Here is an 11,807-nt window from a genome sequence, read left to right as displayed (position 1 = left end):
CGATGACCGAGACCCAGGTTCGCAAAACCTACCAGATCCGCACTTTCGGCTGCCAGATGAACGTGCACGACTCCGAGCGGCTCGCCGGGCAGCTGGAGCAGGCGGGCTACGTGCCCGCGGGCAGCGCCGGCAGCCCGGATCTGATCGTGTTCAACACCTGCGCGGTGCGGGAGAACGCGGACAACAAGCTGTACGGCACGCTCGGGCACCTGCGCCCGGACAAGATCGCGAACCCGCGGATGCAGATCGCCGTCGGCGGCTGCCTCGCGCAGAAGGACCGCGGCGAGATCGTCAAACGTGCGCCGTGGGTGGACGTCGTGTTCGGCACGCACAACATCGGGTCGCTGCCGGCGCTGCTGGAGCGCGCGCGGCACATCGCCCAGGCCGAGGTGGAGATCCTCGAATCGCTGGAGACGTTCCCGTCCACGCTGCCCGCCCGGCGTGAGTCCTCGTACGCGAGCTGGGTGTCGGTTTCGGTCGGCTGCAACAACACCTGCACCTTCTGCATCGTGCCGTCGCTGCGCGGCAAGGAGCGCGACCGCCGGCCGGGCGAGATCCTCGCCGAGGTCGAGGCGCTGGTCGCGGAAGGCGTGCTGGAAGTGACGCTGCTCGGCCAGAACGTGAACTCCTACGGCGTGGAGTTCGGCGACCGGCTCGCGTTCGGCAAGCTGCTGCGCGCGACCGGCGGGATCGCGGGCCTGGAGCGCGTGCGGTTCACCTCGCCGCACCCGGCGGCGTTCACGTCGGACGTGATCGAGGCGATGGCCGCGACGCCGAACGTGTGCCATCAGCTGCACATGCCGCTGCAGTCCGGTTCGGACCGGGTGCTGCGCGAGATGCGCCGGTCGTACCGGTCCACCCGGTTCCTGAACATCCTCGAAGAGGTGCGCGGGGCGATGCCGGACGCGGCGATCACCACGGACATCATCGTCGGCTTCCCCGGCGAGACCGAGGAGGACTTCCAGGCGACGCTGGACGTGGTCCGCGAGGCCCGGTTCGCCGGCGCGTTCACCTTCCAGTACTCGAAGCGGCCCGGCACGCCCGCCGCGACGATGCCGGACCAGGTGCCCAAGCAGGTCGTGCAGGAGCGGTACGAGCGGCTGGTCGAGCTGCAGAACGAGATCTCCTGGGCGGAGAACCGGGCGCTCGTCGGGCGCGAGGTCGAGCTGCTGGTCGCCGAGGGCGAAGGACGCAAGGACGCCGAGACGCGCCGGATGAGCGGGCGTGCCCGGGACGGCAGGCTCGTGCACTTCACGCCGACCGGCCCGGCCGTGGACCGCGCGGTGCGCCCAGGCGACGTGGTGCGGACGGTGCTCACGTACGGCGCGCCGCACCACCTGGTCGCCGACGGTGATCTTCGCGCGCACCGCCGTACTCGCGCGGGCGACAATGCCGAAGCGGGTCTTCGGCCGACGACGAACGGGGTCGCGCTGGGCCTGCCCGGCTTCGGCGCTCCGCCGGTGCAGCCGGCCCCGGTGAGCGAGTGTGCACGATGAGTGAACCGAGTGTCCCGGCCGAGTTCGACCACGAGCTGAGCGAGGAGATCGACCAGGCGGGCCGGCGCGTGGCCCGGACCGTGGAGCTGGGCAGGCGCGGGTTCACCATCTCGCTGCTGATCTTCGCGCTGCTGGTGGTGCAGCTGCTGCCGTGGGCCGAAGGGCACGCGGGCTGGCAGACGCTGGCCGGTGCGGCCGGCGGCATCCCCCAGCTGTTCGCCGTGACCTCCACCGGCGTCGGAGTGCTCGTCGGCGCCGTGGCCCTGGTGACCCGCCGCTGGTGGGTGGCCTGGTGCAGCGCGGCCGGCGGCTGGTTCGCCTCGGTCGACGGCCTGCTGGCCATCTGGTCCCAGCAGTCCGCGCACGCCAACGGGGCCACCGGCAGCGGCCCGGGCGTCGGGATGATCATCGCCTGGGTGGTCACGATCATCCTCGCCTCGCTCTGGATGCGCACCGCCTTCTCCCGCGCCTGAGTCCGTGAAGGGGTCCTTCATCGCCGCAGAGTCCAGGGTCCCGGCAAAGTTGGTCGAGGGCCCGTGATCAGCAGAGAGAGCCGTGGCTGCCCGGCCGGTTTCGGGTCCGTGAAGGGCCCCTTCACGGACTCAGAGTCTGTGAAGGGGCCCTTCACGGACCTCCGCAGCTGCGCGGGGCCCTCCACGCCGACTTTGCCGACACCCTGGACTCAGAGTCCGTGAAGGGCCCCTTCACAGCGTTAAGCGGGGACCCCTCAGCGGTCCGCGACGGCGGCTTCGGCGGCCTTCAACCACTCGCGCCACTGCGCGGCCTGCTCGTCGGCCTTCTTCGCACGGCGTTCGTCGCCGGCCGCGCGGGCCTTCTCGGCCTGGGCTTCGAACTGCTCCACGCGTTCACGGAACTGCGCGGCGCGCGCCTGTGCCTCCGGGTCGGTGCGGCGCCAGCGGCTGTCCTCGGCCGACTTCACCTTGTCCTGCACGGCCTTCAGCCGGCCGTCCAGCTCGCGGATCCGCTCGCGGGGCACCTTGCCGATCTCGTCCCACTGCTCCTGGATCCGGCGCAGTGCGGACTTCGCCGCTTCGAGGTTCGCCCCGGCGTCGATCTTCTCGGCCTCGACCAGGAGTTCTTCCTTGCGCGTGGCGTTGCCGGCGAACTCCGCGTCCCGTTCCGAGAACACCGCGGAACGGCGTGCGAAGAACGCGTCCTGCGCCGCGCGGAAGCGCTGCCACAGCGCTTCGTCGCTGTCCTTCGGAGCCCGGCCGGCGGCCTTCCACTCGGCCATCAGGTCCTTGTACCGGCCCGCGGTGGCGCCCCAGTCGTCCGAATCGGACAGCGCCTCGGCCTCGGCGATCAGCTCTTCCTTGCGGTGCTTCGCGCTCGCCCGCTGCTTGTCCAGCTCGGCGAAATGCGAGCCACGACGCCGGTTGAACGATTCGCGCGCCTTCGAGAACCGCTTCCACAGCTCGTCGTCGGTCTTGCGGTCGACGCCCTTGACCGTCTTCCACTCGTCCAGGATCGAGCGCAGCCGGTCGCCCGCGACCTTCCACTGCGTGGATTCGGCGGCGATCTTCTCCGCCTCGTCGGCCAGCGCCTGCTTACGGGCGATGGCCGCGGTCCGCGCCTGCTCGCGCTCCTGCTTGACGGCGGCCAGCGCTTTCTCCGCGACCCCGATCACGTACTCGATCCGGGCGGCCAGCGCGGTGAGATCGCCGACCACGGCGGCCTCACCCAGCCCGTCCCGGATCTGGGTCGCGCTGGTCAGCGCGTGCTTCGGGTCGCCGGCCCCGGAGTTCAGCCGGGTTTCGAGCAGCTCCACCTCGGTCCGCACGTCGTCGAAGCGGCGGGCGTAGTGCAGCAGCCCCTCCTCGGGCGTACCGGCCTGCCAGACCCCGACGGTCCGCTCGCCTTCGGCGGTGAAGACGTAGACGGTGCCCTCCTCGTCGACCCGTCCCCACGTGGCCGGGGTGGGTTCGGCGGGCGGCACGGACGGTGCGGCATGGCCAGCGCTGTGCGCGTGCGGCACCGGGTGTGGCGCCGGGGTGCCGGGGGACGTGTTCTCCTGGGCCATCGCAGGCTCCTTATCGCCTGTACGCCCGCAGCTGCGGGCGCCCCGCCGCGGGAGCGGGGCCGGGTTGCGCTTCTCGTGCGGGGGCAAGGTGCCCCAGCGGCATTCAAGCAGCTCAGCGCCCGCCGTGGTACTGGTGAGCTGCCCGAAGGCGTTGATCCTACTTCTCCGTGGCGCTCCGTGCCCGTGCCCGGACCCGCCCGGGTACCCTTCGCCACCGTGATCAGCCCCGCTCAACCGCCCGTCCCGGTGGCCGTCGTCGGCCCCACCGCCACCGGGAAGACGGCGCTGGCCGTCCGGCTGGCGCGGGCGCTCGGCGGCGAAGTGGTGAACGCGGACGCGCTGCAGCTCTACCGCGGGATGGACATCGGCACGGCCAAGGCGACCCCGGAGGAACGCCAGGGGGTGCCCCACCACCTGCTCGACGTCCTCGACGTGACCGAAACCGCGTCGGTCGCCGCCTACCAGCGCGACGCCCGGGCCACCATCGAGCGGATCCGTGCCCAGGGCCGGGTACCGGTGCTGGCCGGCGGCTCCGGCCTGTACGTGCAGGCGGTGCTCGACGACCTGCGCTTCCCCGGCACCGATCCGGCGATCCGCGCCCGGCTCGACGCCGAGGCGGCCGACCTCGGCACCGCCGCGTTGCATGCGCGGCTGGCGGAGCGGGACCCGGCGGCCGCGGCCGCGATCCTGCCCACGAACACCCGCCGCATCGTGCGGGCGCTGGAGGTCATCGAGCTGACCGGCGAACCGTTCTCGGCGAATCTGCCGAAGCCGGGACCGGCCCGGTACGGCACCGTGCTGATCGGTGTGGATCGCGAGCCCGCCGCTCTCGACGAGCGAGTCGACCTGCGGGTCGAGCGAATGTTCGAGGCCGGTCTTGTCGCCGAAGTACGCGAGCTGGCCGGCCGTGGGCTGCGCGAGGGCAAGACCGCTTCGCGGGCGCTCGGCTACCAGCAGGTGCTCGCGGAGCTGGACGGTGCGGAGGACTTCGCGGCGGCCGCGGCGGCGACCGCGCAGGCCACCCGCCGGTTCGTGCGCAGGCAGCGTTCGTGGTTCCGCCGGGACAAGCGGATCCGCTGGTTCGACGGTGGCGAAGCAGACCTGGCCGCGCGGGTTCTCGCCGCGCTGGCCCAGTAAACTGGTCCGATGGGCGGTATCGAGTTCCTGAAGGGCCACGGCACGCAGAACGACTTCGTGCTGCTGCCCGACCCTTCCGCGCGGCTGGACCTGACTCCGGAGCGGGTCGCCGCGCTGTGCGACCGCCGGCGCGGCCTCGGCGCGGACGGCGTGCTGCGCGTGGTGCGGGCGAGCGCGCTCGGCGTGGAGTCGGCGGGCGAATGGTTCATGGACTACCGCAACGCGGACGGTTCGATCGCGGAGATGTGCGGCAACGGAGTGCGGGTCTTCGCCCGTCACCTGGTCGACGCAGGCCTCGCCGAGCAGGGCGAGTTCACCGTGGGCTCCCGCGCCGGCGACCGGCCGGTCGTGGTGCACCCGGACCGTTCCGTCACCGTCCACATGGGACCGGCCACGATCACCGGCACCTCGGTCACGATGGTCGCCGGGCGGCCGTTCTCCGGGGTGGCCGTCGACGTCGGGAACCCGCACCTGGTGACCGCGCTGGACGACGACGTGGCCGGGCTCGACCTGCGTGAGCAGCCCGAGTACGACCACGACGTGTTCCCGTCCGGGGTGAACCTGGAGTTCGTCAACGTGCTCGGCGAGGGCGCGTTGCGGATGCGCGTGCACGAACGCGGCGTGGGGGAGACCCGTGCCTGCGGCACCGGCACGGTGGCCGCCGTCGCCGCCACCCTGCACCTGGCCGGCACCGACGCCGGGGAGGCCAGTGTGGACATCCCTGGCGGCCGGGTGCTGGTCACCGTGGAGCGCGGCGCGGCCACGCTCACCGGCCCGGCGGAGATCGTCGCGCACGGTGAGCTGGACGAGGCCTGGTGGGCCGCGGCGGGCGCTCCCGGCGGTCTGTGAAGGGGCCCTTCACAGACTCAGAGGCTGTGAAGGGCCCCTTCACGGACTTTGAGGCCAGGGTTCCGGCAAAGTTGGTCGAGGACCCGTGATCAGCAGAGTGAGCCGTGGCTGCCGCGTCATCATCGATGGCGCCTGCCCTCTTCGTCGATCACGCCCGGCAACGGACGATGCGGAGCTATTCGAGGCGCGACCACCTCGCGCTGTGCGCCGGACCTGTCTCGGGTCTGTGAAGGGCCCCTTCACAGCTTCAGAGTCCGTGAAGGGTCCCTTCACGGACCTTCACAGACCTCCGCAGTCTGCGCAGGGCCCCTCACACCGACTTTGCCGACACCCTGGACGCTGAGTCCGTGAAGGGCCCCTTCACAGCCTCAGCGCGCGCCGCTGAGTGTCACCTTCACGGCAAGGTCGCCTTCGCGGGTGGCCATGGACGTGACCACTCCGGCGATCCGGACGTCATCGGCCACCTCGGCGAAGCCGGTGAGCGAGCCGGCCGGAGCGGTCACCACGAGTTCGTCTACCGGGGAGCGCATCGACACCTTCGCGTCGGTCTTCGCCCGGCGCACGGCGCCGATGACCGAGCCGGCGAGCGGCAGCAGCGCGGGATCACCGTCCCCGCCGGGAGCGGTCGGCCAGGGCGCGCGGTGCACGGAACCCTCTTGCCACCACGACCACACTTCCTCGGCTGCGAACGGCAGCACCGGCGCGAGCATCCGAACCAGCGCGGAGAGCGCCGTCGTCAGCGCAGCCCGGGCTGATTCGGCTGCTGACTCCCCTCGGTCGCCGTACGCGCGGCCTTTCACCAGTTCGACGTAGTCGTCGCAGAAGGTCCAGAAGAACGTCTCGGTCACCTGCAGTGCCCGGGCCTGGTCGAGCGCCTCGAACGCCGCGGTCGCCTCGGTGATCACCCGGCCCAGCGCGGCGAGCACCGACCGGTCCAGCGCCTCCGTGGCGACCGCATCCGCGGCGGGCAGCCCGAGCCCGAGCACGAACCGGCTGACGTTCAACAACTTCATCGCGAGCCGTCGGCCGACCTTCATCTGTCCCTCGTCGACCGCCGTGTCCACGCCGGGGCGGGCGCTCGCCGCCCAGTACCGCACCGCGTCGGACCCGTGCCGGTCGAGCAGATCGGCCGGGGTCACCACGTTGCCTGTCGATTTCGACATCTTCTTCCGGTCCGGATCGAGCACCCAGCCGGAGATCACCGCGTCCCGCCACGGCAGGACGCCTTCTTCCAGCTCCGCGCGCACGGCCGTGGAGAACAGCCAGGTCCGGATGATCTCGTGCGCCTGCGGCCGCAGCGAGTACGGGAAGACCCGGCGGAACAGGTCGTCGTCCAGGCTCCAGCGGCCGGCGATCTGCGGGGTCAGCGACGAGGTGGCCCAGGTGTCCATCACGTCCGGCTCGGCGGTGAACCCGCCGGGCACGTCGCGCTGCGCCTCGGTGTACCCGGGTGGCACGTCGGTGCTCGGGTCCACCGGCAGGCTCGCGTCGTCCGGGGTGAGCACGGCGTCGTGATCGGGCTCGCCGTGCTCGTCGAGTGGATACCAGACCGGAATCGGCACCCCGAAGAACCGCTGACGGCTGATCAGCCAGTCGCTCGTGAGCCCCTCCACCCAGCTGCGGTACCGGACCTGCATGTGCGGCGGCACCCAGTTCAGCTCCTCGCCACGGCCGAGCAGTTTCGCGCGCAGGGCCTCGTCGCGTCCGCCGTTGCGCAGGTACCACTGCCGGCTGGTGACGATTTCGAGCGGCTTGTCGCCCTTCTCGTAGAACTTCACCGGATGCGTGATCGGCCGTGGTTCCCCACGCAGCGCACCGGTCTCCCGCAACCTGTCCACCAGGATCTGCCGTCCAGTGTGGACAGTCTTGCCGGCCAGCGGCGCGTACGCCTCGGCGGACACCCCATGCGGTGCTTCGGGCCGGAATCGCCCGTCCCGTCCGAGGACCGGCCGGGTGTCCAGCTGCAGCGCACGCCACCACGTCACGTCGGTGGTGTCGCCGAAGGTGCACACCATCGCGATGCCGGTGCCCTTCTCCGGATCGGCCAGGTGATGCGCGTGTACCGGCACTTCGGTGCCGAACAACGGGGTGCGCACGGTCTGCCCGGCGAGACGGCGATACCGCTCGTCGTCCGGGTGCGTCACGAGGGCGACGCAGGCGGGGAGCAGCTCGGGACGGGTCGTGGAGATCAGCACCTCCGCGCCGTCGGCGGTGGTGAACGCCAGATCGTGGTATGCCCCAGGACGTTCGCGATCTTCGAGTTCGGCTTGCGCGACCGCGGTGCGGAAGGTGACGTCCCACAGCGTCGGTGCTTCGGACTGGTAGGCCTCACCCCGGGCGAGGTTGCGCAGGAACGCGCGTTGCGAGATCTGCGTGGTCGACGGGTCGATGGTCTGGTAGGCCAGCGTCCAGTCCACGGACAGCCCGATCCGGCGCCAGACCTCCTCGAAGACCTTCTCGTCCTTTTCGGACAGTTCGCGGCACAGCTCCACGAAGGTCCGCCGGGACACCGGAATCACGGCCTTGCCCGGCCTTTCCGGCGGGATGAACGACGGGTCGTAGGGCAGGGCCGGTTCGCAGCGCACGCCGAAGTGGTGCTGCACCCGGCGTTCGGTGGGCAGGCCGTTGTCGTCCCAGCCGACCGGATAGAACACCGAACGCCCGCGCATCCGCTGGTAGCGCGCGAGAACGTCGGTGTGCGTGTAGGAGAAGACGTGCCCGATGTGCAGTGACCCGCTCGCGGTCAGCGGCGGGGTGTCGATCGAGTAGACGTCGCTCTGCGCGCGGTCGAAGCGGTAGACGCCGTCGTGCTCCCATACCGGTACCCACTTGGCTTCGAGTCCGTCGACACCGACCTTGCGCGGGACCTCGGGAGTGGCGTTCATGAACCCGACCTTAGGCGGTCGGTAAAGCAGTTTCCTGCGCTTCCTTTTCGGCGACGGGAAGATCGCGCATGCGCCGCAACGGCGAGCAGACCACCCAGAGCGCACCGGCCGTCTGCCCGGCCATAGCCACCCACAGCGCGCCGGTCAGGCCGAGCCCTTCGCCGAGGGCGCCGCCCAGCAGCCCACCCAGCGGCATCGCGCCCCACACCACGAACCGGACGCTCGCGTTCATCCGGCCGAGCAGCCGATCCGGGGTGATCGCCTGGCGGTAGGAAACCTGCGCGATGTTGTAGAGGATCACGCCGAATCCGGTGAGGGCCAGCCCTAAACCGGCGAGCACCAGCCCCCACCCCGGCCCGGCCAGTGGTACCAGCAGGCCGCCCGGCCAGGTCAGCAGCGGGAGCAGCCAGATCGACCGCGCCTGCCCGAACCATCGCACGATCGGCCCGGCGCACAGCGCGGCACCGATCCCGCCGACGCCGGCCACCGCCAGCAGCATCCCGACCTCGGCCGGGGAAAGCCCGGCCGTGCGGGTCAGGAACAGCACTTCCACCGCCTGCGCGGCCGCGCCGAACATGTTCGCGGTCGCGGTGCACGCGACGATCGCGCGCAGGGGCCGATCGGCCGCGACGAATCGGAGCCCCTCCAGCATCTGCGGCACCAGCCGTGCGTGCCCGGTCCGCGGGGGCCGCCGTTCCACCGTGCGGATCCGCCACAGGCACAGCGCGGAGGCGAGATAACCGGCCCCGGTCAGCACGACCGTGCTCGCCGCGCCGAGGAACTGGACGAGCACCCCGGCCACGCTCGGCCCGGCGATCTGCGCGGAGGACTGCACGCCCTGCAGCTTCGCGTTGCCCTCCAAGAGCCGTTCGCGGCCCACGAGCGCGGGGAGGTAGGCCTGGTAGGAGACGTCGAAGAAGACCGTGGCGAAACTCGTGAGCAGGACGATCACCAGCACCTGCGGCATGGTCAGCACCCCGGCCCACCACGCGATCGGGATGCTCAGCAGCAGGCCCCCGCGCACCAGGTCGGCGGTCAGCATCAGCGAACGCTTGCGCAGCCGGTCCACCCACACCCCGGCGGGCAGGCCGATGAGCAGGAACCCCAGCGTCTCGGCCGTGGTCAGCAGGCCCATCTCGAACGGCGTGGCGGCGAGCGTGACCGCGGCCAGCAGCGGGATCGCCGTCATGCCGACGAAGGTGCCGAGCTGGCTCGCCGAGTCGCCGGCGAACAGCTGCCGGAAGCCGGGATGGCGCAGCAGCGAGTCAGGTCTCACCTGAACGAGTGTCATCAAGTGATTGGAAAGTGTCAATCACTCGGGCGAACTAGGCTGCGGGCGTGGTGCGGAAACAACGACCTTCCACCGAAGCCGAGGCGGCCGCGCTCGCCTCCGGAATACGCCTGCGCATCATCCGGCTGACCTCCTTCGAGGCGATGACCAACCAGGAGCTGGCACAGCGGCTCGGCCGCGATCCGGCGACCACGCTGCACCACGTGCGGCGGCTGGTGGACACCGGTTTCCTGGTCCCGCTCCCGCCGCGGCGCGGCACGCGCGGGGCGAAGGAGATCCCGTACCGCTCGACCGGCCTCTCCTGGCACCTGTCGAACCATTCGGCGGCCGCCGCGGCCGCCGTCGGCGAGGCGATGCTGGAGGCCTTCCTGGCCGAGCTGGCCGAGGCCGAACCGGCCGAGGTCGACGCGAGCAGGCTGGTGCTGCAGCTCGCGCCGGCCGAGGTCACGGAGTTCACCCGGCGGATCACGGAGCTGCTCGACGAGTTCCAGTCCCGGCCGCCGGATCCGGCCGCCGCCCGCACCGCCGTGTACCTCTCGATCTATCCCAGCCGGTAATCCGCTCGGCTCCCGCGCCGAATCGTGGGAGCATGGAGGCACGATGACAGAACTCACCCACAACGATCCCAACGAAACCGACTTCGCCGGCCACGATCCCTCCGTCGGCGAGATGGAGCTCGAAGACCGCGCCTCCCTGCGCCGGATCGCGGGCCTGTCCACCGAACTCGAAGACGTCACCGAGGTCGAGTACCGGCAGCTGAGGCTGGAACGCGTCGTGCTCGTCGGGGTGTGGACCGAGGGCACCGCGGCGCAGTCCGAGGCCTCGCTGGCCGAGCTGGCCAGGCTGGCCGAGACGGCCGGTTCCGAGGTGCTCGAAGGGCTCGTCCAGCGGCGCACCAAGCCGGACCCGGCGACCTACATCGGCTCCGGCAAGGTGCGGGAGCTGCGCGAGGTGGTGGTCGCCACCGGCGCCGACACGGTGGTCTGCGACGGGGAGCTCTCGCCCGGCCAGCTACGTCAGCTGGAGGACAAGGTCAAGGTCAAGGTGATCGACCGGACCGCGCTGATCCTGGACATCTTCGCCCAGCATGCCCGTTCCCGGGAGGGCAAGGCCCAGGTCGAGCTGGCCCAGCTGCAGTACCTGGTCCCGCGGCTGCGGGGCTGGGGCTCGGCGCTGTCCCGGCAGGCCGGTGGCCGTGCGGGCGGCGCGAACGGCGGCGTGGGCCTGCGCGGTCCCGGTGAGACGAAGCTGGAGACCGACCGGCGGCGGATCGGCAAGCGCGTGGCCAAGCTGCGCCGCGAGATCGCCGCGATGGACACCATCCGCGAGACCAAGCGCGGCCGCCGGCTGGCCAACGAGGTGCCGAGCGTGGCGATCGTCGGCTACACCAACGCCGGGAAGTCGAGCCTGCTCAACGCGCTGACCGGGGCCGGGGTGCTGGTGGAGGACGCGCTGTTCGCCACCCTCGACCCGACCACCCGGCGTTCGCGCACGGCGGACGGGCGCGCGTTCACCCTCACCGACACCGTCGGGTTCGTGCGGCACCTGCCGCATCAGCTGGTGGACGCGTTCCGGTCCACGCTGGAGGAGGCCGCCGACGCCGACCTGCTGCTGCACGTGGTCGACGGCGCCGATCCGGTGCCGGAGGACCAGGTCAACGCGGTGCGCGAGGTGCTCGGCGAGATCACCCGCAGCCGTAAGGAATCGCTGCCACCAGAGCTGCTCGTGATCAACAAGGCGGACTCCGCGGACGAGGTCACCCTGGCCCGGCTGCGGCACGCGCTGCCCGGCTCGGTGCAGGTGTCCGCCCGCACCGGTGCCGGGATGACCGAGCTGGCCGAGGTACTCGCGGAGCGGTTGCCCCGGCCGGACCGGCAGGTGGACGTGCTGGTGCCCTACGCGCGCGGCGAGCTCGTCGCCCGTGCGCACGCGGAAGGCGAGGTGCTGGAGGAGGAGCACGTCGCCGACGGCACGCGGCTGCTGGTGCGGGTCCGCCCGGATCTGGCCGCGGCCCTGCGTCAGTTCGAGACCAACTCCTCGGCGCTCTGAACGTCTTCCGTAGTGCGCGGGCATCTCGGCCCGCGCACTACGGAGGTGACTGGGTACGC

The 11,807-nt window shown here is 71.4% G+C and carries 9 protein-coding genes; 6 read left to right on the top strand and 3 right to left on the bottom strand.

Annotated features, from left to right (window positions below):
* Positions 1-2 precede the first annotated feature (2 nt).
* On the top strand, positions 3-1,496 hold the full coding sequence (gene miaB, locus ATK36_RS06625) for a tRNA (N6-isopentenyl adenosine(37)-C2)-methylthiotransferase MiaB (protein ID WP_098510459.1): 1,494 nt from the start codon (positions 3-5) through the stop codon (positions 1,494-1,496).
* A complete protein-coding gene (locus ATK36_RS06620; RefSeq protein ID WP_098510458.1) occupies positions 1,493-1,969 on the top strand; it encodes an Rv2732c family membrane protein in 477 nt (158 codons plus the stop codon). The genes miaB and ATK36_RS06620 overlap by 4 nt, the downstream gene beginning before the upstream one ends.
* 254 nt (positions 1,970-2,223) lie before the next feature.
* Here ATK36_RS06620 and ATK36_RS06615 read toward each other — a convergent pair whose 3' ends face one another.
* Entirely contained in the window at positions 2,224-3,537 is a 1,314-nt protein-coding gene (locus tag ATK36_RS06615; protein WP_098510457.1) for a DUF349 domain-containing protein, read from the bottom strand.
* A gap of 216 nt (positions 3,538-3,753) precedes the next feature.
* Here ATK36_RS06615 and miaA point away from each other — a divergent pair, with 216 nt between their 5' ends.
* Together miaA and dapF are read left to right on the top strand one after the other, a co-directional pair.
* Entirely contained in the window at positions 3,754-4,674 is a 921-nt protein-coding gene (miaA, locus tag ATK36_RS06610) for a tRNA (adenosine(37)-N6)-dimethylallyltransferase MiaA (RefSeq protein WP_098514692.1), read from the top strand.
* Positions 4,675-4,683: 9 nt separating this feature from the next.
* Positions 4,684-5,523, top strand: a complete 840-nt coding sequence (dapF, locus tag ATK36_RS06605) for a diaminopimelate epimerase (RefSeq protein WP_098510456.1) — start codon at positions 4,684-4,686, stop codon at positions 5,521-5,523.
* Between the two features lie 368 nt (positions 5,524-5,891).
* Here the strand turns inward: dapF and valS are convergent, their stop codons facing one another.
* Positions 5,892-8,408, bottom strand: a complete 2,517-nt coding sequence (gene valS, locus ATK36_RS06600) for a valine--tRNA ligase (RefSeq protein WP_098510455.1) — start codon at positions 8,406-8,408, stop codon at positions 5,892-5,894.
* Positions 8,409-8,418: 10 nt separating this feature from the next.
* On the bottom strand, positions 8,419-9,684 hold the full coding sequence (locus ATK36_RS06595; protein ID WP_170069644.1) for an MFS transporter: 1,266 nt from the start codon (positions 9,682-9,684) through the stop codon (positions 8,419-8,421).
* A 62-nt stretch (positions 9,685-9,746) separates the two neighbouring features.
* Here ATK36_RS06595 and ATK36_RS06590 point away from each other — a divergent pair, with 62 nt between their 5' ends.
* Together ATK36_RS06590 and hflX are read left to right on the top strand one after the other, a co-directional pair.
* A complete protein-coding gene (locus ATK36_RS06590; RefSeq protein WP_098510453.1) occupies positions 9,747-10,256 on the top strand; it encodes an ArsR/SmtB family transcription factor in 510 nt (169 codons plus the stop codon).
* A 43-nt stretch (positions 10,257-10,299) separates the two neighbouring features.
* Positions 10,300-11,748: a GTPase HflX gene (hflX, locus tag ATK36_RS06585; RefSeq protein WP_098510452.1), complete on the top strand. Its 1,449-nt coding sequence runs from the start codon at positions 10,300-10,302 to the stop codon at positions 11,746-11,748.
* Positions 11,749-11,807: the final 59 nt, after the last annotated feature.

Origin of the sequence: Amycolatopsis sulphurea, assembly GCF_002564045.1 — a bacterium.
In the GTDB taxonomy this organism is placed as follows: Bacteria; Actinomycetota; Actinomycetes; order Mycobacteriales; family Pseudonocardiaceae; genus Amycolatopsis; species Amycolatopsis sulphurea.
This window is presented reverse-complemented; position numbering and strand designations above follow the sequence as displayed.

What these genes read in the sequence shown, in the direction of transcription:
- valS (WP_098510455.1), bottom strand. Translation starts at nt 8,408, where the DNA reads ATGAACGCCACTCCCGAGGTCCCGCGCAAGGTCGGTGTCGACGGACTC.
- ATK36_RS06615 (WP_098510457.1), bottom strand. Translation starts at nt 3,537, where the DNA reads ATGGCCCAGGAGAACACGTCCCCCGGCACCCCGGCGCCACACCCGGTG.
- miaB (WP_098510459.1), top strand. Translation starts at nt 3, where the DNA reads ATGACCGAGACCCAGGTTCGCAAAACCTACCAGATCCGCACTTTCGGC.
- ATK36_RS06620 (WP_098510458.1), top strand. Translation starts at nt 1,493, where the DNA reads ATGAGTGAACCGAGTGTCCCGGCCGAGTTCGACCACGAGCTGAGCGAG.
- hflX (WP_098510452.1), top strand. Translation starts at nt 10,300, where the DNA reads ATGACAGAACTCACCCACAACGATCCCAACGAAACCGACTTCGCCGGC.
- dapF (WP_098510456.1), top strand. Translation starts at nt 4,684, where the DNA reads ATGGGCGGTATCGAGTTCCTGAAGGGCCACGGCACGCAGAACGACTTC.